This is a genomic window from Cryobacterium cheniae (assembly GCF_004403395.1).
Taxonomy (GTDB): Bacteria; Actinomycetota; Actinomycetes; order Actinomycetales; family Microbacteriaceae; genus Cryobacterium; species Cryobacterium cheniae.
Genome location: NZ_SOGN01000026.1, coordinates 68,336 through 89,681 on the forward strand (window position 1 = coordinate 68,336; position 21,346 = coordinate 89,681).

The window sequence follows — 21,346 nt, forward strand, 5'->3', positions numbered from 1 at the left end:
CTCGGGAATGCAGATCCCGACCTGATTGCTGCGCTCGAGGAGGTCGTGATGCGAAATGCGTCCGACCTTCACGTCACGGCCGGGGCGCCTCCCAGCATCCGTGTGGACGGAGGTCTCCGGCCCATCGAGGGCGCGCCACGATGGATGCCGGAAAAGGTTTCCAAGGCCCTCTACAGTCTGCTGCTCCCCGACCAACGTGAGCGGTTCGAGCGGGAACAGGAACTCGACTTCGCCTACACCGCGGGTGGGGCGCGCTTCCGTGTCAACTTCTACCAGCAGCGCGATTCCGTCGGCGGAGCCTTCCGTCTGATTCCCCGCGAGATCAAGCCTCTGGAACAGCTCGGCGTGCCGGCTTCCATCGGCAAATTCGCCGGCCTCGCTCGGGGGCTCGTGCTCGTGACCGGGCCAACGGGTTCCGGCAAGTCAACGACGCTCGCCGCGATCATCGACCTCGTCAACCGCACCCGCGCGGACCACATCATGACCGTGGAAGACCCGATCGAATTTCTGCACAGGCATCAGAAATCGCTGGTCAACCAGCGGGAAGTCGGCCACGACACGCACAGCTTCGCAAACGCTCTAAAGCACGTTCTGCGGCAGGACCCCGACGTGATCCTCATTGGCGAGCTGCGCGACCTGGAGACGATCTCGGTTGCGTTGACCGCTGCTGAGACCGGGCACCTCGTCTTCGCCACGTTGCACACGCAGTCCGCAGCACAGACCATCGACCGAGTGATCGACGTCTTCCCGCCGCATCAGCAGGGTCAGGTGCGCGCTCAGCTGGCCGCCACCCTGCAGGGTGTCGTCTGTCAGACGCTGGTCAAGAAGGCCAGCGGGAAGGGCCGTGTTGTCGCCACCGAAGTGCTCGTGACCACTCCCGCAATCGGCAACCTGATCCGCGAGGGCAAGACCTACCAGATCACCTCGATGATGCAGGCCGGTCGCGGGCTGGGCATGCACACGATGGACCAGCACCTGGCAGAGCTCGTCGATGCCGGCCAGATCACCCGTGAAGCGGCGCTCGAAAAGGCGCAGGAGCCGGACGCCATCGGCCAGTTGATCCAGCGGTCGGAATCCCCATCGGATGACATTGGGCGCGCGATCGCCTCCGGGGGTATCGACTTCGGTGACTCCTACTCCCGCGAGAAGCGCTGATGGCCACCGTACAGGCGTACGCCTACAAGGGACGTGACGCCTCCGGGAAGATCATCAAGGGCAAGGTGGATGCCTCCAGCGAGGCGGCCGTCGCCTCCCGTCTCAATACGATGGGATTGTCTCCCATCTCGATCGCAGCGGCACCAGAGGGCACGGGGCTCGGCCGGGAAATCACGATCCCCGGTTTCAGCAAGGGCGTCGGACTCAAGGACCTCGCCATCATGAGCCGTCAGATGGCAACGATGATCGGCTCGGGCCTGTCCCTGCTGCGCGCGCTGAACATCCTGGCGGAGCAAACCGAAAGCCCGCCTCTCGCGAAACTCCTTGTGCAGGTGCGCGACGACGTGGAAACCGGCACCTCGATCTCCGACGCGCTGGGCAAGCACAGCGAGTCGTTTCCCCCGATCATGATCAACATGGTTCGTGCCGGCGAGGTCGGCGGGTTCCTCGACGGCGCGCTCGAGTCGATCGCGGCCAACTTCGAGAAGGAGGTCAAACTCCGCAACACCATCAAGTCGGCGTTGACCTACCCCGTGATGGTCTTGCTCATGTCTTTAGTAGCCGTGATGATCATGTTGATCTTCATCGTGCCAATCTTCGAGGAGATGTTCTCAGGTATGGGCAGTGGGCTCCCCGCCGCGACAATGCTGTTGGTCTACATCTCCCGGTCTATGGTCTGGGTGGCCCCGACCTCTGCCATTGCCATAATCGCCTTCAGCGTCTGGTGGAGGAAAAACAAGAACACAGATCGAGTGCGCAAATTCGTCGACCCGTTGAAGCTCAAACTGCCCGTCTTCGGCCCGCTTCTGAAGAAGATCGCAGTTGCACGCTTCGCCCGAAACTTTTCCAACATGATCGGCGCCGGTGTTCCGATCCTGCAGGCATTGAAGATCGTCGGTGAAACCTCGGGTAACTGGGTGATCGAGAACGCACTTAACGAGGTCGCGGAGTCCGTGCGCCAGGGGCGGTCAATTTCCGCGCCGCTGCTGCAGCAGCCGGTGTTCCCTCCGATGGTGACCCAGATGATCGCAGTCGGCGAGGATGCCGGCTCGCTCGAGGTCATGCTCGACAAAATTGCGGACTTCTACGACGACGAGGTGCAGGCGGCCACGGAACAGCTGACGGCCATGATCGAGCCCCTCATGATCGCATTCCTCGGCGTCGTGATCGGCGGCATGGTCGTCGCGCTGTACATGCCGATTTTCAGCATCGCCAGCGTGGTCAAATAACGTCCAAGAGCTCGCTTGGCGCCCCCGAGACCCAAGGCGGTGGAAGTGACTGTTTGTGCCCCCAGCATTGGGGGCGTGTCGAAACCAAATAACCCCCTCACGTGGGTCTTAGCCGGGAGTTGTTGCCAGTAAAGTGAAATCCTGATCGGTTCCCGAAGGCCGGTTCTCTTGCCACCTATCGAATGGATCCCATCGTGCTCACTCGCAGCCTCAACGCACTCAACGCCCGTCGCAAGAACCCCGAAGCGAACGAAAAGGGATTCACCCTGATCGAGCTCCTGGTGGTCGTCATCATCATCGGCATCCTCGCCGCCATCGCCATACCCGTGTACCTGGGTGTGCAGGGCAGCGCGAAGGAGAGCGCCACGAAGTCGGACCTCGCCAATTTCAAGATTGCAATGGTTGCCTACTCCACGGACTTCCCTGCTGCGACTTCGGCGGCCGCCTTCGACGCGCTCTACGTCGCTGCCACTGGCGTGACAACTGCCGGAAAGTCGTATGGAGTTACTAAGAGCTCGAACACATCGGCTCTCGCACTGGCCACGTCGACGGCTGGGTTCTGCATCGCCGGCACGAGCAGCACGACGAAAGTCTTCTCCGTGAGCGACGCCAATGGTGTCGTCAATGGCGGCACCTGCTAACAGCCCAATTTCCTCTCGGTGGGGCTTCGCGCAATGCGGAGTTCCACCATGAGGCGTTTGGAGCTCACCGCTCCGGCCGGACCTGCGCCGGCCTTGCTGAAGCCCGAAGCCGAAGGCAGGTGAATCATGAAGACCATCCGTAAACGACTGGCGCTTCCGGAGAGCCGGGATGGTGGCATCGGCCTGGTCGAAATCATGATCTCCATGATGCTCCTCGCTATTCTTACCATTGCGATCCTGCCGGTCCTTGTCCAGGGAATGCGAAACTCCAGTAGCAACGCGACGCTGGCAACGGCGAGCCAGTTTGCCGGCCAGGAGCTTGCGTCGGTTAGGGCTTTGAGCGCCGACTGCGCCACGATCAGCTCCTTCGGTGCCGGGCCGTCGACGGTCACGGCGGACGCCCGCGGTGTCCCGCTTTCGATCCGTCGATTCGTCGGCGCATGTCCGTCCGCCGCGGATTACCCGGGAGTCGTGAACGTGAGCGTCGAGGTCACTCGGGTGGGCGTGCCGACGCCCGTACTGGCGCGAGCGACCACATTGGTGCTCGTCAAGAGAGCCACACCGTGATGCGCGGTCCCAGTTTGTCGACTCGCGGCTTTACACTGATCGAACTGGTGGTGTCCGCAGCACTCGGTGTGCTGGTGATGGCTCTCATCGGGGGTTTGCTGGTCAGCACGCTGAACGCTCAATCCAGCGTTCGAGCCGCAGCTCAATCCAGCAATACAGGTCAACTCGTTGCCAAGGCGCTCACTCGTGACGTTCGCGGGGCACGGGACCTGTCTACAGCAGTGCCCTTTGTCGGCACCTGTCTGTTGCGTCTGACCGTCGTCGACAATGCCCTGACCACCCCGGTCTCGGTGCGCTTCGTAGCGTGGTATTTCGGGAACGGGGAGATCCGCACGAGGCGTTCGACAATTGCCATCGCTGATCCGGCCTCCCCTGCGGCCGTCACGGCCACCTGGACTCAGCTTGCAACCGGGGTTCAGCGATCAGGGTCAACGCCTGTGTTCGTCACGACTGGCTCCCAAGTCGGTCTCACCTTCACGGTCGCCGGTGCCGCCGGTGCGCCAGTTCTGATCCAGACGACAGAGACCAGCCGCCAGCCGAGGCCGACTGCCAGCCCCGGGGTGAGTTTGCCATGTTCCTGACCAAAGCAATCGCTCGAGTCCGTCATGGCGAACGGGGAAGCGCACTGATCGCAGTACTGGGCATCATGGTGGTGCTCTCGATCGTGACCGTGACGGTAGGCACCGTGACCGTGCAAGCCGCCGGAACGACAAGCGCGTCCCGCGCCGGCGTTCAATCCCATGCAGCTGCCGAGGCCGGTCTCGACGTCGCCCTCGCGCGACTAACGACAACGAATGGGTGTTCAGCGCTCGGGAACGCAATTACTTCGACGGTGACCCCGGTCTTCACGTCGACCATAAGCCACTCGCTGAACAGCGGGTCGACCTGGACAAACGGGTGTCCGCCGGTCAGCGCGACCCACGTTCGCATCACGTCGGTCGGAACTGCGGAACAGCTCGGCGTAGCACGGGCCAGTTCAGGGGACAAGAGCACAGTCCAGGCCATCTACAAGTGGGTGCCGATCATCGTGCAGGTACCCATCGATGGAGCCGCCGTGTATGCCAACTCCGTTGATGGGGTCCTCAAAAAGTTCAACCTCAGTTCTGCGAACAACAGCGTTGCGACGTCTGTGATGGTCAAAACGGGCGACGTCGTATGTACGAACAACGCGAAGATTGGCGGCGACCTGATTTTGGGTGGGGGCAACGCGAAGCTGAATATGTGCGACGTTGCAGGGAAGATCCATGTCAATGGCAATGTCGACATCGACTCGAGCAACGTCGGTGGGTCGATTTGGGCCACCGGGACGCTTTCGATTACGAACAGTACCTACAACACTGCGACCGTCAGGTCCGGCGCAACGGTGCCCATTCCTGCCATCCCGAACTGGACCGATATCAATTGGGATCCCGCGCATTGGACCGGGATGGGTTACAACATCGTCAATTGGACAGGCTCATGCAATATCAGCAAGAACAACGCGGCGGGAACAGAGTGGGCACGGATCGCTACCTACATCACGCCTACCGTCGTCAATTTCTTGAACGCGTGCCCCAACACCCCGGTGACGACGAGCAACGACATGGACTACGTCGCTCTGAAATCCGACATCGTTTTAGTGGCGAACAAGTTCACGTTTGACAAGCTCTATTTCTCCGCGACGACCACGCGCACACTGACCTTCCTTGTTCCTGACGACGTGCCCGACGGGCAACCGACCTGTAGCCCTACCGCTCCGAGCACCCTGAAGGGCGACATCTACCTGACGAATGAATCAGATTTTGGAACCAATATCGCAGCGATGGCCTACACGCCTTGCAAGATCCAGAGCGATCGCAACGGTTTCCGCGGACAGATGTATGGGGGGGAGGTGGAATTCAACCAGCAGGCGTCCCTCCAATTTGTACCGGTTGGCGTGCAGGGGATCGATCTCAGTGGCGGCCTGACGAATCCCGTCCAAACGGGCGCGCAATTGGGCGATCCTCTCAGCACGTTGGATCTCGGGTGATAGCCGCAGTATTTCCTTTGTTCGGTGTGGGTATTTTTGGCGCATTGATCGGCTCTTTCCTCAACGTTGTGATTTTCCGTGTTCCTGCCGGCCGGTCCATCGTCGCACCGCCCAGCGCGTGCGGCTCATGTGGTGCCGGTATCCGCCCTTGGGACAACATTCCCGTGCTCTCGTGGGTGCTTCTGCGCGGTCGATGCCGGGATTGCGCGGCATCGATTTCCGCACGGTACCCCCTTGTCGAACTGGGCACGGCTCTGTTCTTCGTGCTCGTTGCCAGTCACTTTTTCAGCGCACCATTCGACATCCCCGGTACAGGAGCCACGGTTTTCACGATCCTTGCGTACCTGTATCTGGCTGCAGTCAGCGTCACGCTCGCACTGATCGACGTCGACACCCACACGTTGCCTAACCGGATCGTGCTGCCGAGCTATCTGGTTGGCTTCGGGCTGCTCGGAGGTGCAGCGTTCGCTGGCGGTGATGCTTCCGCGCTGATACGGGGGATATTGGGGCTCGGCATCCTCTGGGCTATCTACCTGGGCCTCGCGCTGCTCTACCCAGGAGGAATGGGCTTCGGGGACGTCAAACTTGCCGGCGTCCTCGGCCTTTTTCTTGGTTACCTCGGCTGGGGAGAGCTCATAGTCGGGGGTTTTGCGGCATTCTTGCTGGGAGGGATCTATGGCCTTGGACTCCTGCTCGCGGAGCGCGCGAGTCGCAAGAGTGGGATTCCGTTCGGCCCGTGGATGCTGGGCGGCGCTTGGGTTGGAATCTTTTTTGGGGATCAGCTGTGGGAGGGCTACTTGTCGCTCCTCGGTGTGGCGTAGCAATGGCGATCAAGTTGGTTAGAGAGAGCAGGATCCAGTGGCATCGAGCGTTGTAGGGATTGACATCGGTAGCGCCGCGCTTCGGGCCGTCGAATTGGCCGACCCGGCCAAGGCGAAGCCGACTTTGCTGCGGTACTTCGAGGTCCCATTGCCCGACGGTGCTGTCAGCCGCGGGGAGGTGATGGAGCCGAATACCGTCGCGGGCGCACTCAAGGAGTTGTGGTCCCAGGGCGGATTCAAGTCGAAAGACGTCGTGCTCGGGATGGGAAATCAACGGGTGCTCGCCCGCGACCTGACCGTTCCGAAGATGTCGCTGAAGCGCATCCGTGAGTCATTGCCCTTCGAAGTGCAGGACATGCTGCCCGTTCCTGTCGCGGACGCCCTCCTCGACTTCTATCCCATCTCCGAATCGACAGGGGAGAACGGTCCTGTCGTCAACGGTCTGCTCATTGCAGCCGTGAAAGAAGCAGTGCTGGGCAACGTCAAGGCCGCCCAGCTTGCCGGGCTGACGACGGTCGACGTTGACCTCATTCCCTTCGCGCTCAGCCGGGTGCTGGTGACCCGCCCGCAAATCACGGGCACGGTGGCCCTACTCGATTTAGGGGGAAACACCAGCAGTGTCGTGATCGTCAAGGATGGGGTGCCACAGTTCGTCAGGATCATCCCGACGGGCGGCAACGACCTCACGGAGGCTCTCCGCAATGGGCTTTCCGTGGACGCGGTGCAGGCCGAATCCATCAAACGCACCCGGGGGTTAGCGACAGGCGCCGTTCCGCCGGCGGACCAGCCTGCGATCGAAATCATCTACCAGGTGACGAGCGAGCTGCTGACGAGCCTCCGCAACACCATCAACTACTACGGAAATACGCGGCCGACTGATCAGGTGCAGCGGATTCTGCTCAGCGGGGGAGGAGCGCTCCTTGGTGGCTTTGCCACAGCGCTCGCGGAATTGACGCGCCTCGACGTTTCTCTGGCGGACCCGTTCGCGACGGTGTCCTTGGCCCGTTCGGTTGACGCGGAGGCGCTGAGAGGCAGCAGCTCAGCGTTCACTGTTGCGCTGGGACTCGCGCTGGGGAGCGCGGCATGAAAGGCGACAAGAGCAAAGACATACTGGTCATCGGCGGCGAACCGCGGGTAGACCTTCTTCCGCTCGAGGTCCGCAAGGAACGCACAGCAAAGGTCACGCGCAGGCGGCAGGCTCTCGGCGTGGTGGGCGTGCTTGCTCTAGTGACCGCCGGCTCGTTCGCGGCAGCGGCCTTGTCCTTGCAGGCTCAAACGCGCTTGGCGGACGAGCAGGCGCGTACGGCCGGTCTTTTGGTGGAGCAGTCGAAATACATCGAAGTCCGGAACGTGCAAGACCAGGTCACTCTCGTCGAAGCGGCTCAGCAGGTCGGCTCTTCAACGGAAATCGACTGGAAGAAATACCTCGAGGACGTTCAGGCAACCTTGCCCCAGGGCGTCACTATTGACGCGATTACCATCGACTCGGCATCGCCGCTAGCGATCTATGATCAGCCGACCCTGCCGCTCCAGGGTGCGCGCGTCGCAACGGTTGGCTTCACCGCGACTAGCGCGGTTCTTCCCGACGTTCCAACCTGGTTGAACGCGCTGGCGACGTTGCCAGGTTATGCCGACGCCCTTCCGAGTTCGGCAAACCTGGACGAGGCAACCAACACCTACAAAGTGAATATCACTATGCACATCAACGACGCCGCCTTCTCGAAGCGCTTCGCAACGGAAGGGAAGTAGCCATGGACAAGAACCGGCTCTGGATGATCGGTTCCGCGCTGATGATGGTTCTCGTCGTTGCGCTGGGCTGGGTCGTTGGCCTCCAGCCCCAGTTTGCGGCTATCGCGACTGCGAACGATCAGCGTGTCTCGGTCGAGCAGACAAATGCGGGCCACCGGGCTGCTCTGGCCAAGCTCAAGGAAGATTTCAAGGGACTCGACGGTCTCAATCAAGAACTTGCGACTCTGAACAAGTCCGTTCCGTCTGGCACCAATGCGCCTGACTACGTCGATCAGCTCGACGCCCTCGCGAACGCGAACCAGGTGACCCTCAAGGGCCTCACGATCGCCGATGCGGAGGCCTACACCCCCGTTGCGCTCGTGGCCCCCGTTGCCCCCGCGCCCGAAGCAGGTGCCCCCGCGCCCAGCCCGGCTCCAACAGCGACCCCGACACCGACTGCCGCGCCGGGATCCCCGCCCGTAACCAATGCCGGCATCACGGCAGCGAATTTCGCTTCGCTCTCGGTTCAGATCACTGTGTCCGGGACTTACAGCAACGTGCTCAAATTCGTCAACGGCCTGCAGACGGGCCCGAGACTCTTCCTCGTGACTGGTCTGACCACCACTTCTTCGACGGGGAGTTCGGCGCCCGTCGACGCCACAGCGACACCGCAGCCCTCTGCCGCACCTGGGAACGATGGCCTCGTCGACGGGTCGATCTCTGGCCTCATTTACTCGATCGTGGCATCACCCGCTCCACTTGCAGTCACGGGAGAATAAGGTGTCGCGTCCGGTCGAGCCTCCCTCGGCCGGGGGAGTCCCATTGCTACAGTTGCTCCTGACCGTTACGGCCTCGGCCACAAGGAGCGCATCATGAGCAACACCACACCCCCCGAGGGCAACCGCAACTACGACCACGACCCGGAACCGGTCGACAACGCCGGCCACGCCGAGCACACGGATGCCCCCGACTACACCGGGTCAGGCTCACACTCCGCGCCGGCCGACTCCGGTGACGCGACCAATGCCGCATCCGACGCACCGGCATCCGCTCACGGCGAGCCGGTCGGCGAACCCGTCTCTTACGACACCCCCGAGACCCATGCCCCCGCGCCGGTCACCCACGACGCCTCCCGTGAGCCCGCGACGGCCGCCTACGCGCCCGCCGCCTCCGTGAACAGCACGCCTGCAAACAGCACCGCCGAGACCCAGCGAATCGACCCGGTCGACACCCGGGCCGACGCTCCCACCACGGCGACCCACACGCCGGCGGACACCACCGTGCAGCCCCCCATCTACATCCAGGCGCCGACCGCACCGCGCTACAAGAGCAACCGCGGCCCCGGCGTCGTGATCGCGCTGCTCTCCACCGCCATCTTCGCGGTGCTCTACGCGATCGTCGCCTTCGTCCTGTCCGGCATCGGCAGCCTCTCGATCTCCGACACGGCCTCGAAGTTTACCGAGTTCATCGTGCTGCCGATCTTCTACGTGCCGGTCATCTTCTTCTTCGTCGCGTTCGCCCTCCTGGTGCTGCTCGTGAACCGCGGCGGCTGGTGGGCCTACGTGCTCTTCGGCTTCCTGGTGGCCGTCGTCGTCTACTTCTCCTACATCGGCGCGGCGCTCCTGAGCGTGCAGGCCTGGAACTTCACGCCCGACCAGGCGGCGCGCTTCATCAGCCAGCAGTGGCTGAACCCCGGCGCCATCGCCGCCGCGATCGTCGCCCGCGAGGTGCCGATCTGGGCCGGAGCGTGGATCGCCCGCAACGGCCGCTCGGTCACCGCCCGCAACGCCGCATCCAAGGCAGAGTACGACCGCGTGCTCGCCGCCGGACCGCAGGGCATCCGCACGAACTAGTCGGTCGACGCCCGGTGCCCGGCGCGAGCCGGCACCGGGCGGCACCCACCGGCACTCCAGCGAGGGGGAGCGATGCGGGACTACCAGAAATACGCGACGGTCGTCGCCGTCTTCGCCGCGGTACTCCTGGCAGCGCTCCTCGTCGCCGCCTTCGGCATGATCAGCCTCCTGGCCGACACGGATGTCATCAGTGACCCCAACGCCGGACCGCTCGTCGGCCCGGGCATGACCGCCGCCGCGGTGGTGCTGGTCTTCACCCTGATGCTTCTGCTCGGGCTGCGCACCAAACCGGAGAACCAGCGCGTCGCCGTCGGCTACTCCCTCGCCACCGGGTTCGCCGCGCTCGGGGCCTTCGTTCTGGTGGGGGTGGTGCTCTATGCGCTCGGCGCCGGGGTGCCGGGCGACAGCGTCGGGTTCGCGACCTCGGTGCTGCTGGGTCCGTTCGCGGTGGCCACCGGCATCCTCTCGTTCATCATCACCCTGCTCTATTCGCTGGTCCTCGCCACACGGATGCCCGAACGCGGCCGCCCGAAGTGGCCGTGGGAGCAGGACGATGACTGAGCGGTCAGCCTGAAATTGGCCGACAGCAAGGCGCCTCGAGCGAGTACCCTTAAGACTCATGGACGGTTCCCTCGAATCGCGGGTCAGCCGGCAGGTTGACGACTGGCTCAATTGGCTGCCGCGCTGGCGCCCGGGCACGCATCGCGGCCGCGCCCGCCTGTGCCGCACCTGTTTCGGGTCGCCGGTCATCGCCGCCGCCGGCCTGGCCACGGATGTCCCGCACGCCGTGCAGCACGCCCTCGCCATGCGCATGAAGCACCTGATCGACGCCGAGGTCGACGAGTTCACCGAGGCGAACCTGCCCCTCCTCAGCAGGGAAATCCGGCTGAACGAGGAGCGCAAGGCCGCATCGGCCTACCACCCGGCCGACGGGCTGGACCCGGCCTACACCGGCCTCGACCTCGACCCGCCGGCCGCGCCCGACGCCCCCTACCTCTTCACCTTCGCCGAACTCGCCCAGCCCGAGGCATCCGCTGCCACGCCCGTCGCCCCGCCGCCGTTGACCGACGAGGAGAAGGCCGCCATCCGCGCCGAGGTCACCCGCGCCGACGAACACGCGGCCCTGGTCGGCGGTCGGGTCTGCGCCGAACTCTTCCGACACCGCGAACGGATGCGCAAAGCCGTCGCCGAATTCGTCGAACCCTGGGTGCTGGCTCTCCTCGCCGACCTCGACACCGCACTCGACTCCCCGCTCTGGCCCCGGGGCATGTGAACAACACCTGAACGAACCCCCTCAGCACTCGTGATCCATTTGACCCGGCGGTCACCCCCGGGATATCCTTTCGAGGTGTGCGCTTTGTCGTGCGCTTGAGTTATGCCACCGCGATTTTGTCGTGCCGCACCTTAGGCGCCGCGGCCCGGCACTCACACAGGGTTTGCTCTCCGAGCAGCCCCCACGGCATACCCACCTCGGCTCGCGGAATTCGTTCCGTGTGTGGCGGCGGGTCCAGATGAACTCGATCGGGCCGGAAACGGAACGATTCGAATGCTAACCATCAATGCGCTGTCACCGTGCAGCAATAACAAGGAGTAATTAGTGCCCACCATTCAGCAGTTGGTACGAAAGGGCCGCAGCCCCAAGGTCACCAAGACCAAGGCGCCCGCCCTGAAGTCCAACCCCCAGCAGCGCGGCGTGTGCACCCGTGTTTACACGACCACGCCGAAGAAGCCGAACTCGGCCCTCCGCAAGGTCGCCCGCGTCAAGCTGTCGAACGGTACCGAGGTCACCGCCTACATTCCCGGCGAGGGTCACAACCTGCAGGAGCACTCGATGGTGCTCGTCCGCGGTGGTCGTGTAAAGGACCTCCCCGGTGTTCGATACAAGATCGTTCGTGGCGCACTGGACACCCAGGCCGTCAAGAACCGCAAGCAGGCTCGTAGCCGCTACGGCGCCAAGATGGAGAAGAAGTAATGCCTCGTAAAGGCCCAGCGCCCAAGCGTCCCGTTATCGCTGACCCGGTATACGGCGCCCCCATCGTCTCCCAGCTCGTCAACAAAATCCTCCTCGACGGCAAAAAGGGCCTCGCCGAGCGCATCGTTTACGATGCACTCGAAGGCGTCGTTGCCAAGAACGGTGCGGATGCTGTTGTCACGCTCAAGAAGGCGCTCGACAACGTGCGCCCCACCCTCGAGGTGCGTTCGCGCCGCGTCGGTGGTTCCACCTACCAGGTGCCCGTCGAAGTCAAGCCGCACCGCGCCAACACCCTGGCTCTGCGCTGGTTGACCAGCTACGCCAAGGCTCGTCGCGAGAAGACGATGACCGAGCGTCTCACCAACGAAATCCTCGACGCATCCAACGGCCTCGGTGCCGCTGTGAAGCGCCGCGAGGACACGCACAAGATGGCCGAGGCGAACAAGGCCTTCGCTCACTACCGCTGGTAGTCGCGTTCCGGAGTCCGGGCTCCCGGTGACCGAGCCTGTCGAGATCTGATTTCGACAAACTCGATCACCGGGGCCCGGAACCCGGATGCCCTGTATAGCCCCAAGATTCATAAGCAAACTTCCGGAGGACCCCTGTGGCACTTGACGTGCTCACCGACCTGAGTAAGGTCCGCAACATCGGCATCATGGCTCACATTGATGCTGGCAAGACCACCGTCACTGAGCGCATCCTGTTCTACACGGGTGTCAATCACAAGATCGGCGAGACGCACGACGGCGCCTCGACCATGGACTGGATGGCGCAAGAGCAGGAACGTGGCATCACCATCACGTCTGCCGCGACGACCTGTTTCTGGGCCGAAAACCAGATCAACATCATCGACACGCCCGGCCACGTCGACTTCACCGTTGAGGTGGAGCGTTCGCTCCGCGTCCTCGACGGCGCTGTCGCAGTGTTCGACGGCAAGGAGGGCGTTGAGCCCCAGTCCGAGACCGTCTGGCGCCAGGCCGACAAGTACGACGTGCCCCGCATCTGCTTCGTCAACAAGATGGACAAGCTCGGCGCCGACTTCTTCTACACCGTCGACACCATCGTCAAGCGCCTCGGCGCGAAGCCGCTCGTCATCCAGCTGCCCATCGGCGCCGAGAGCACCTTCGAAGGTATTGTCGACCTCGTCGAAATGCGTGCACTGACCTGGCGCGGCGACTCCAAGGGTGACGTCGAGATGGGCTCCAAGTACGCCATCGAAGAGATCCCCGCCGACCTCGCCGACCAGGCCGCGGTCTACCGCAAGCTGCTCCTCGAGACCGTCGCCGAGACCGACGACGACCTCATGGAGAAGTACTTCTCCGGCGAAGAGCTCACCGTCTCCGAGATCAAGCACGCGATCCGCAAGCTCACGGTCAACAGCGAGATCTACCCGGTCCTCTGCGGTTCCGCCTTCAAGAACCGCGGCGTTCAGCCGATGCTTGACGCAGTCGTCGACTACCTCCCCACCCCGCTCGACGTGCCGGCCATCGAGGCCCACGACGCGCGCGATGAGGAAAAGGTCATCATGCGTCACCCCGACGCGACGGAGCCGTTCACGGCCCTCGCGTTCAAGGTTGCCGTTCACCCGTTCTTCGGTCGTCTGACCTACGTTCGCGTGTACTCCGGTCACCTTGACTCCGGCGCCCAGGTCATCAACTCGACCAAGGGCAAGAAGGAGCGCATCGGCAAGATCTTCCAGATGCACGCCAACAAGGAGAACCCGGTGGCCTTCGTGACCGCCGGTCACATCTACGCGGTCATCGGCCTCAAGGACACCACCACAGGCGACACCCTGTGCGACCCGAACGCGCAGGTCGTGCTCGAGTCGATGACGTTCCCTGACCCGGTCATCGAGGTTGCGATCGAGCCGAAGACGAAGCAGGACCAGGAAAAGCTGGGTCTCGCGATCCAGAAGCTGGCCGAAGAAGACCCGACCTTCCGCACCGAGCAGAACCAGGAAACTGGTCAGACGGTCATCAAGGGAATGGGCGAACTGCACCTGGACATCCTCGTCGACCGGATGCGGCGTGAATTCAACGTCGAAGCCAACGTCGGCAAGCCCCAGGTTGCATACCGCGAGACGATCCGCAGGGAAGTCCCGCGTCACGACTACACGCACAAGAAGCAGACCGGTGGATCCGGGCAGTTCGCGAAGATTCAGATCGCGATCGAGCCGCTCGAGATCACTGCCGACAAGAGCTACGAGTTCGTGAACAAGGTCACGGGTGGCCGCATCCCCCGGGAGTACATCCCCTCGGTGGACGCAGGAATCCAGGATGCGCTGCACGTCGGCGTCCTGGCCGGCTACCCGATGGTGGGCGTCAAGGCAAGCCTGCTTGACGGCGCCGCGCACGACGTCGACTCCTCGGAGATGGCGTTCAAGATCGCCGGTTCGATGGGCTTCAAGGAAGCCGTTCGTAAGGCCGATCCCGTTCTGCTCGAGCCGCTGATGGCCGTCGAGGTACGTACGCCCGAGGAATACATGGGCGACGTCATCGGCGACCTGAACTCGCGTCGTGGACAGATCCAGACCATGGAGGACGCTCAGGGCGTGAAGGTAATTCGCGCCAACGTGCCGCTGTCGGAGATGTTCGGATACATCGGTGACCTGAGGTCGAAGACCTCGGGCCGCGCGGTGTACTCGATGACCTTCGAGAGCTATGCGGAGGTCCCCAGGGCTGTGGCCGAAGAGATCATCCAGAAGAACAAGGGCGAATAGCCTGCGACCTTCCGGTCTCTCCGGGCCTTCGGGCCCAAATCGCTTCGGCCTCCCGGCCCTAGTAGCATAAGTACACAAATCCAGCAGTTTCACCGGCCGCAAACCAGCGGGCGATGAAGCCATGAGTCCTAGGAGGACCCACAGTGGCCAAGGCCAAGTTCGAGCGGACCAAGCCGCACGTAAACATCGGAACGATCGGTCACGTTGACCACGGAAAGACCACGCTGACTGCAGCGATCTCCAAGGTCCTTGCCGACACGTACCCGTCGAAGACGAACGTTCAGCGCGACTTCGCGTCGATCGACTCTGCTCCGGAAGAACGCCAGCGCGGTATCACGATCAACATCTCGCACGTTGAGTACGAGACCGAAAAGCGTCACTATGCGCACGTCGACGCACCGGGCCACGCTGACTACATCAAGAACATGATCACTGGTGCTGCTCAGATGGACGGCGCGATCCTCGTGGTTGCCGCTACTGACGGCCCGATGGCTCAGACCCGTGAGCACGTTCTGCTCGCGAAGCAGGTCGGCGTGCCGTCCCTGCTCGTCGCACTGAACAAGTCCGACATGGTTGACGACGAAGAGATCCTTGAGCTCGTTGAGCTCGAGGTTCGCGAACTCCTCTCCGCCCAGGGCTTCGACGGCGACAACGCTCCCGTCGTTCGCGTTTCCGCACTCAAGGCGCTTGAAGGCGACGAGAAGTGGGTCGCAAACATCCTTGAGCTCATGAAGGCTGTCGACGACTACTTCCCGGAGCCCGTCCGCGACAAGGACAAGCCCTTCCTGATGCCGATCGAGGACGTCTTCACGATCACCGGTCGTGGAACCGTCGTCACCGGCCGCGCCGAGCGTGGAACCCTCAAGATCAACTCCGAGGTCGAGGTTGTCGGCATCCGCCCGACCATCAAGACCACGGTCACTGGTATCGAGATGTTCCACAAGCAGCTCGACGAGGCATGGGCCGGCGAGAACTGTGGTCTTCTTCTTCGTGGCACCAAGCGCGAAGACGTCGAGCGCGGCCAGGTTGTCGTCAAGCCGGGTTCGGTCACGCCGCACACCGACTTCGAGGGCACCGCGTACATCCTGTCAAAGGATGAGGGTGGGCGTCACAACCCGTTCTACGCGAACTACCGCCCGCAGTTCTACTTCCGCACCACGGACGTCACCGGCGTCATCACGCTGCCTGAGGGCACCGAAATGGTCATGCCCGGCGACACCACCGACATGAACGTCGCGCTGATCCAGCCGATCGCCATGGAAGAGGGCCTCGGCTTCGCCATTCGTGAAGGTGGCCGCACCGTCGGCGCCGGAACGGTGACCAAGATCATCAAGTAGTTCCCTTCGCCCGCCCAGTCACTCCGGTGATCGGGTTGGTCGAGATCAAGGGGCCGGTCCTTCGGGGCCGGCCCCTTTTTCGTGCCGGGGAGGCCCTCCGCGCCCGAGACCCCAACCCTCAGCGTCGCTCTCGAGCGCAGTTGATCACCAACCGCCCAGCAACTAGCCTCTTCACGAGCCCTAACCGCCCCAGATCGGAGCACCCCTTGAATTTCAACGACATCAGCCGCAAGGCGCAGGAGTTCCTCAAAACGGAAAAGGGCGAGAAGATCGCCGACAAGATCCTTGACGGTGGCGCAGCCGCAGCGAACAAGGTCACCGGCAACAAGCACGCCGACAAGGTCAAGGATGCCCGAGACGCGGCGGACAAGCACCTCGGCCGCGGCGACGGTCAGGCCGACCGCGACGCACGAGGCACCGGCCCCGACGCCAGGTAGCCCGGGATCACGGGGCCGGTCCTTCGGGGCCGGCCCCTTTTTCTCTTTTTTTACTCCCTGTGCCCGGGCTCCCTCCCCGCCGCCCCGGCTCCGGGAGGGTTGCGCCGCCGCGCGGGTCGTGCGCCGCTCCGCACAGGGCGTGCCACGCGCGGAGCGGCGCGGCACCCGCGCGTCGCCGGCGGTCCTGTTCTCCCCAAGGGGGTCGGTCGGAGAGGAGTGTGCAGATTTCCGGTGAGTCGGGGGTCCGGGGACAGAGCAATCCACAGTGGGCGGATGCCTGACTCACCTGACGACGACTTCTCACCCCGCCTCCTCCTCGCGACCGATCTTCGGAGGGCCTTCGGCGCCGACCTTCGGCTGCGCCGCCAGGCCGAGAGGGGCGAACTGCACCGGCTCGCCCGCGGTCAATACCTGGATACCGTCCTGTGGACGGCGCTGAACCCGGATCAGCGGTATGCAGCCCGAGTGCGCGGCGCAGCTGACACCCGGCAGACGGAACATGTGCTCTCCCACCAATCCGCGGCCGTGCTGTGGGGACTCCCCACAGTCGCCGGCTGGCCGTCCGAGGTTCACTTCCTCACCGAACGCACCCGCGGCGGACGCTCCACGCCGGGAATCCGCAAGCATGCACTGGGCCTCGACCCGCGGGATCTCGCCGTGGTGAACGGACTCCTGGTCACCGGCATCGAACGCACGGTCGTCGACCTCGCCGCGACTGCGGACCTGAAGTCCGCGGTCGCCATGGCCGACCGCGCCATTGCGGTGGATCGCAGCGGGCGCGTTCTGCCTCTGACCACCCGGCCCCGGCTGCTTGAAACCTGGGAGCGGATGCTTCCCTTCCGCGGGTCGGTGCGCGCGCGGGCCGTGATCGACTTCGCTTCGACCCTGTCCGGGTCCCCGAACGAGTCCGGAAGCCGCGTCAATGTGGCGCTGAACGGATTCCCGGAGCCGGTGCTGCAGAATCCGTTCGTCGTCGACGGCACGACCGTCTTCACCGACTTCTACTGGATCGATGAAGATGCGGTGGGGGAGGCCGACGGCAAACGCAAGTATTTCGACCCCGTCATGCTGGACGGGCGCACCACAGCGGAGGTGGTCTATGACGAGAAACGCCGTGAGGATGGCCTGCGACGCCAGGTGCACGCGTTCACCCGGTGGGACTTCCCGGTCGGGATGAGCCAGAGCCGACTGCGCACCCGCCTGCTGCAGCTGGGACTGCCGATCGGGCGCCCGCGACTCCACGTCAGGTGATGCGCGGGTGCTGCGCCGTTGCGCTGGTGGCGTGCCACGCGCGGAGCGGCGCGGCACCCGCGCGAGGACTCGACGGGCCCGGCGACGCGCCCGGGGCGACCGGTGGCGGAGCCGCGGAACGACACGGATGTGGCGACACGCCGCCCGCGACACGCCCGGGTTGCACAATGACCCAACCCTGTGGCAGACTCTTCTAGTTCAACACTTTCGACTGCCGCGCTGCACGCGGTGTCGGGATCACTGCCAGGCAGTGCATAGCTTGTGCCGTTCGCCGTAAAAAAGCGCCGGGTGCACAGTTAGGCCGCGGGTAGCAGAACATGGCTCAAACCAACAGCCGGGAACACTGGGTAAATCCATGCCTTCCCCCACGCGTGAGTGTGGAGAAGCGGGTTGGCTCGGCAGGACCGCACCGCGGCCAGGCCGAAATTGACAGATGAACAGTGGTGCGATAGCAGCAGTGCTACTACGGCGTCCAATGCAGCCCTCGGGATGTAAGAAGCCTTGACAAGAAAGCGAGTTCGACATGGCGGGACAGAAAATCCGCATTCGACTTAAGTCGTATGACCACGAGGTCATCGACATCTCGGCGCGCAAGATCGTCGACACAGTGACCCGCGCGGGTGCAACTGTCGTCGGCCCCGTGCCGCTTCCGACCGAGAAGAACGTGGTGTGTGTCATCCGTTCCCCTCACAAGTACAAGGACAGCCGGGAGCACTTTGAAATGCGCACCCACAAGCGTCTGATCGACATCATTGACCCGACCCCGAAGGCCGTCGACTCGCTCATGCGTCTCGACCTGCCGGCCGACGTCAATATCGAGATCAAGCTCTAGGGCCCGCGATGTCTTACGCAGATACCAAGACCACCAAGGGTCTCCTCGGCAAGAAGCTCGGCATGACGCAGGTTTGGGACGAGAACAACAAGCTCGTTCCCGTCACCGTCATCGAGATCTCGCCCAACGTTGTCACCCAGATCCGCAGCAAGGACATCGACGGCTACGCCGGCGTCCAGATCGCTGCTGGGGCCATCGACCCGCGCAAGGTCAACAAGCCTTCCGCCGGACACTTCGAAAAGGCAGGCGTCACGCCTCGCCGTCACCTCACCGAGCTCCGCACTGCGGATGCCGCTGACTACTCCCTGGGCCAGGAACTCACCGTTGACGGTGTGTTCGCTGCCGGTACCAAGGTCGACGTCATGGGCACCAGCAAGGGTAAGGGTTTCGCCGGTGTTATGAAGCGTCACAACTTCAAGGGTGTTTCCTCCTCTCACGGTTCGCACCGTAACCACCGCAAGCCCGGTTCCATCGGTGCTTCCTCGACCCCGAGCCGTGTCTTCAAGGGCATGCGCATGGCCGGTCGTATGGGTGGCGAGCGCGTCACTGTGCTGAACCTCAAGGTTCACGCCGTAGATGCCGAGAAGGGCCTCCTGCTGGTCAAGGGTGCCGTTCCCGGTGCCAAGGGCCGCCTCGTATTCGTCCGCAATGCAGTGAAGGGAGCCTAGTCCTATGACTACCTCACTCGATCTCATCGACGCCAAGGGTAAGAAGGCCGGCTCCGTTGAGCTTCCCGCCGAAATCTTTGACGTTCAGACCAACGTTCCGCTGATCCACCAGGTCGTCGTCGCGCAGCTCGCTGCCGCACGTCAGGGAACGCACAAGACCAAGCGTCGTGGCGAAGTTTCCGGCTCCGGCCGCAAGCCGTTCAAGCAGAAGGGAACCGGTCGCGCTCGTCAGGGCTCGATCCGCGCCCCTCAGATGACCGGTGGTGGCATCGTCCACGGACCGACCCCGCGTAACTACGAACAGCGCACCCCCAAGAAGATGATCGCGGCAGCTCTGCGCGGATCCCTTTCTGACCGCGCCCGTGGCGACCGCCTGCACGTCGTGACCGCACTCTTCAGCGCCGAGACGCCCAGCACCAAGGGCGCCATCGAGCTGCTCAGCCAGATCGCCAGCAGCAAGCACGTGCTGGTCGTCCTGGAGCGCACCGACGAAATGACGCTGCGCAGCATCCGCAACCTGCCGACGGTGCACGTTCTGCCGTGGGACCAGCTGAATGCTTATGACGTGCTCGTCAGCGACGACATTGTCTTCACCAAGGGCGCGTTCGACGCGTTCGTGGCGAGCAAGACCAAGAAGGAAGAGGTGTCCGCATAATGGCTACCCCGATCAACAAGGATCCCCGCGACGTCATCATCGCTCCGGTCGTCTCTGAGAAGAGCTATGGCCTGATCGACGAAGGCAAGTACACCTTCACCGTGGACCCGCGCTCGAACAAGACCGAAATCAAGCTCGCGATCGAGAAGATCTTCAAGGTGGAGGTCGCTTCGATCAACACCATGAACCGCATCGGCAAGACGCGTCGCACGAAGTTCGGTCAGGGCAAGCGCAAGGACACCAAGCGTGCCATCGTCACGCTCAAGTCCGGCTCCATTGACATCTTCACGGCCGTCGGCTAAACGGCGCGGACTAGAGGAATAACAAATGGCTATTCGTAAGTTCAAGCCCACGACTCCCGGTCGTCGCGGTTCATCTGTTGCAGACTTCGCAGAGATCACCCGCTCCACGCCGGAGAAGTCCCTGCTTCGCCCCCTGTCCAAGACCGGTGGCCGTAACAACCAGGGTCGCATCACCACCCGTCACATCGGTGGTGGACACAAGCGCCAGTACCGTCTGATCGACTTCCGTCGTAACGACAAAGACGGCGTCAACGCCAAGGTTGCTCACATCGAGTACGACCCGAACCGCACGGCGCGCATCGCGCTCCTGCACTTCATGGACGGCTCCAAGCGCTACATCATCGCCCCGAACAAGCTGAACCAGGGCGACATCGTAGAGTCGGGCGCGGGTGCTGACATCAAGCCCGGCAACAACCTGCCGCTGAAGAACATCCCCACCGGTACCATCATCCACGCGGTCGAACTGCGTCCGGGCGGTGGCGCCAAGATGGCCCGCTCCGCCGGATCGTCTGTTCGCCTCGTTGCGAAGGATGGCATCTACGCCCAGCTGCGCCTGCCGTCCGGAGAAATCCGTAACGTCGACGCCCGCTGCCGCGCCACGATCGGCGAGGTCGGCAACGCCGAGCAGTCGAACATCAACTGGGGCAAGGCCGGCCGTATGCGTTGGAAAGGCGTTCGCCCGACCGTTCGTGGTGTTGCCATGAACCCGGTCGACCACCCGCACGGTGGTGGTGAGGGTAAGACGTCCGGTGGACGTCACCCCGTCAGCCCCTGGGGCCAGAAAGAAGGGCGCACCCGCCACCCGAACAAGGAAAGCGACAAGCTCATTGTTCGTCGCCGTACCGTCGGCAAGAAGCGTAAGTAGGAGTAGACGATGCCACGCAGTCTCAAGAAAGGCCCGTTCGTTGACGACCACCTGCTTCGCAAGGTTGTCAAGGCGAATGAAGCCAGCAGCAAGAACGTAATCAAGACCTGGTCGCGCCGTTCGATGATCATCCCCGGCATGCTCGGGCACACCATCGCCGTGCACGACGGACGCAAGCACATCCCGGTGTTCGTCACCGAGAGCATGGTCGGGCACAAGCTCGGCGAGTTTGCGCCCACCCGCACCTTCCGTGGACACGTGAAGGACGACAAGAAGGGCCGTCGCCGCTAACGCGGTGACGTGAAG

Annotated in this window: 25 protein-coding genes; all 25 read left to right on the top strand. The window is 63.4% G+C overall.

The features are described from left to right. The first annotated feature begins 48 nt into the window (after positions 1-48). Positions 49-1,155, top strand: coding sequence for a type IV pilus twitching motility protein PilT (locus E3T23_RS04665; RefSeq protein WP_241977600.1), 1,107 nt, complete (start codon positions 49-51; stop codon positions 1,153-1,155). Beyond that, complete coding sequence (locus E3T23_RS04670) at positions 1,155-2,384, top strand: type II secretion system F family protein (RefSeq protein WP_166806205.1); 1,230 nt, start codon at positions 1,155-1,157, stop codon at positions 2,382-2,384. The genes E3T23_RS04665 and E3T23_RS04670 overlap by 1 nt, the downstream gene beginning before the upstream one ends. A gap of 194 nt (positions 2,385-2,578) precedes the next feature. Beyond that, positions 2,579-3,025 carry a type II secretion system protein gene (locus E3T23_RS15865; protein WP_277612449.1) on the top strand — a complete coding sequence of 149 codons (447 nt, stop codon included), beginning with the start codon at positions 2,579-2,581 and terminating at the stop codon, positions 3,023-3,025. Positions 3,026-3,151: 126 nt separating this feature from the next. Next, the gene (locus E3T23_RS04680) at positions 3,152-3,592 is read left to right on the top strand and encodes a type IV pilus modification PilV family protein (RefSeq protein WP_134369248.1); all 441 of its coding nucleotides are present in this window, start codon (positions 3,152-3,154) and stop codon (positions 3,590-3,592) included. Further along, the gene (locus tag E3T23_RS04685; RefSeq protein WP_206750238.1) at positions 3,589-4,173 is read left to right on the top strand and encodes a PulJ/GspJ family protein; all 585 of its coding nucleotides are present in this window, start codon (positions 3,589-3,591) and stop codon (positions 4,171-4,173) included. Before E3T23_RS04680 ends, E3T23_RS04685 begins: the two co-directional genes overlap by 4 nt. Next, entirely contained in the window at positions 4,164-5,600 is a 1,437-nt protein-coding gene (locus E3T23_RS04690) for a hypothetical protein (RefSeq protein ID WP_134369250.1), read from the top strand. The genes E3T23_RS04685 and E3T23_RS04690 overlap by 10 nt, the downstream gene beginning before the upstream one ends. Next, entirely contained in the window at positions 5,597-6,421 is an 825-nt protein-coding gene (locus E3T23_RS04695; protein WP_134369251.1) for a prepilin peptidase, read from the top strand. Before E3T23_RS04690 ends, E3T23_RS04695 begins: the two co-directional genes overlap by 4 nt. 37 nt (positions 6,422-6,458) lie before the next feature. Next, positions 6,459-7,508, top strand: coding sequence for a type IV pilus assembly protein PilM (gene pilM / locus E3T23_RS04700; RefSeq protein ID WP_134369252.1), 1,050 nt, complete (start codon positions 6,459-6,461; stop codon positions 7,506-7,508). After that, complete coding sequence (locus E3T23_RS04705; protein ID WP_134369253.1) at positions 7,505-8,170, top strand: hypothetical protein; 666 nt, start codon at positions 7,505-7,507, stop codon at positions 8,168-8,170. Before pilM ends, E3T23_RS04705 begins: the two co-directional genes overlap by 4 nt. A gap of 2 nt (positions 8,171-8,172) precedes the next feature. Next, entirely contained in the window at positions 8,173-8,928 is a 756-nt protein-coding gene (locus E3T23_RS04710; RefSeq protein ID WP_134369254.1) for a hypothetical protein, read from the top strand. A 93-nt stretch (positions 8,929-9,021) separates the two neighbouring features. After that, complete coding sequence (locus E3T23_RS04715) at positions 9,022-10,002, top strand: tripartite tricarboxylate transporter TctB family protein (RefSeq protein WP_134369255.1); 981 nt, start codon at positions 9,022-9,024, stop codon at positions 10,000-10,002. Positions 10,003-10,074: 72 nt separating this feature from the next. Next, a complete protein-coding gene (locus tag E3T23_RS04720) occupies positions 10,075-10,563 on the top strand; it encodes a DUF6121 family protein (protein WP_134369256.1) in 489 nt (162 codons plus the stop codon). 58 nt (positions 10,564-10,621) lie between these two features. Further along, positions 10,622-11,275, top strand: coding sequence for a spermidine/putrescine ABC transporter substrate-binding protein (locus E3T23_RS04725; RefSeq protein WP_134369257.1), 654 nt, complete (start codon positions 10,622-10,624; stop codon positions 11,273-11,275). Positions 11,276-11,599: 324 nt separating this feature from the next. After that, positions 11,600-11,974 carry a 30S ribosomal protein S12 gene (rpsL, locus tag E3T23_RS04730; protein WP_055811472.1) on the top strand — a complete coding sequence of 125 codons (375 nt, stop codon included), beginning with the start codon at positions 11,600-11,602 and terminating at the stop codon, positions 11,972-11,974. Then, the gene (gene rpsG, locus E3T23_RS04735) at positions 11,974-12,444 is read left to right on the top strand and encodes a 30S ribosomal protein S7 (protein WP_066597688.1); all 471 of its coding nucleotides are present in this window, start codon (positions 11,974-11,976) and stop codon (positions 12,442-12,444) included. Before rpsL ends, rpsG begins: the two co-directional genes overlap by 1 nt. Positions 12,445-12,578: 134 nt before the next feature. Beyond that, positions 12,579-14,693: an elongation factor G gene (fusA, locus tag E3T23_RS04740; RefSeq protein ID WP_134369258.1), complete on the top strand. Its 2,115-nt coding sequence runs from the start codon at positions 12,579-12,581 to the stop codon at positions 14,691-14,693. 143 nt (positions 14,694-14,836) lie between these two features. Next, complete coding sequence (tuf, locus tag E3T23_RS04745; protein ID WP_134369259.1) at positions 14,837-16,030, top strand: elongation factor Tu; 1,194 nt, start codon at positions 14,837-14,839, stop codon at positions 16,028-16,030. Positions 16,031-16,236: 206 nt separating this feature from the next. Next, positions 16,237-16,467, top strand: coding sequence for an Rv0909 family putative TA system antitoxin (locus E3T23_RS04750; RefSeq protein ID WP_134369260.1), 231 nt, complete (start codon positions 16,237-16,239; stop codon positions 16,465-16,467). A gap of 273 nt (positions 16,468-16,740) precedes the next feature. Beyond that, positions 16,741-17,718, top strand: coding sequence for a hypothetical protein (locus E3T23_RS04755; protein ID WP_134369261.1), 978 nt, complete (start codon positions 16,741-16,743; stop codon positions 17,716-17,718). Positions 17,719-18,241: 523 nt separating this feature from the next. Further along, positions 18,242-18,550 carry a 30S ribosomal protein S10 gene (gene rpsJ / locus E3T23_RS04760; protein WP_035834607.1) on the top strand — a complete coding sequence of 103 codons (309 nt, stop codon included), beginning with the start codon at positions 18,242-18,244 and terminating at the stop codon, positions 18,548-18,550. A gap of 8 nt (positions 18,551-18,558) precedes the next feature. After that, the gene (rplC, locus tag E3T23_RS04765; RefSeq protein ID WP_134369262.1) at positions 18,559-19,218 is read left to right on the top strand and encodes a 50S ribosomal protein L3; all 660 of its coding nucleotides are present in this window, start codon (positions 18,559-18,561) and stop codon (positions 19,216-19,218) included. Between the two features lie 4 nt (positions 19,219-19,222). Further along, entirely contained in the window at positions 19,223-19,873 is a 651-nt protein-coding gene (gene rplD / locus E3T23_RS04770; RefSeq protein ID WP_134369263.1) for a 50S ribosomal protein L4, read from the top strand. Continuing rightward, the gene (gene rplW, locus E3T23_RS04775; RefSeq protein WP_134369264.1) at positions 19,873-20,175 is read left to right on the top strand and encodes a 50S ribosomal protein L23; all 303 of its coding nucleotides are present in this window, start codon (positions 19,873-19,875) and stop codon (positions 20,173-20,175) included. Before rplD ends, rplW begins: the two co-directional genes overlap by 1 nt. Positions 20,176-20,200: 25 nt before the next feature. After that, positions 20,201-21,040 (top strand): 50S ribosomal protein L2, encoded by an 840-nt coding sequence (rplB, locus tag E3T23_RS04780; protein ID WP_104100967.1) that lies wholly within the window; start codon positions 20,201-20,203, stop codon positions 21,038-21,040. Between the two features lie 9 nt (positions 21,041-21,049). After that, complete coding sequence (gene rpsS, locus E3T23_RS04785; protein WP_104100966.1) at positions 21,050-21,331, top strand: 30S ribosomal protein S19; 282 nt, start codon at positions 21,050-21,052, stop codon at positions 21,329-21,331. Positions 21,332-21,346: the final 15 nt, after the last annotated feature.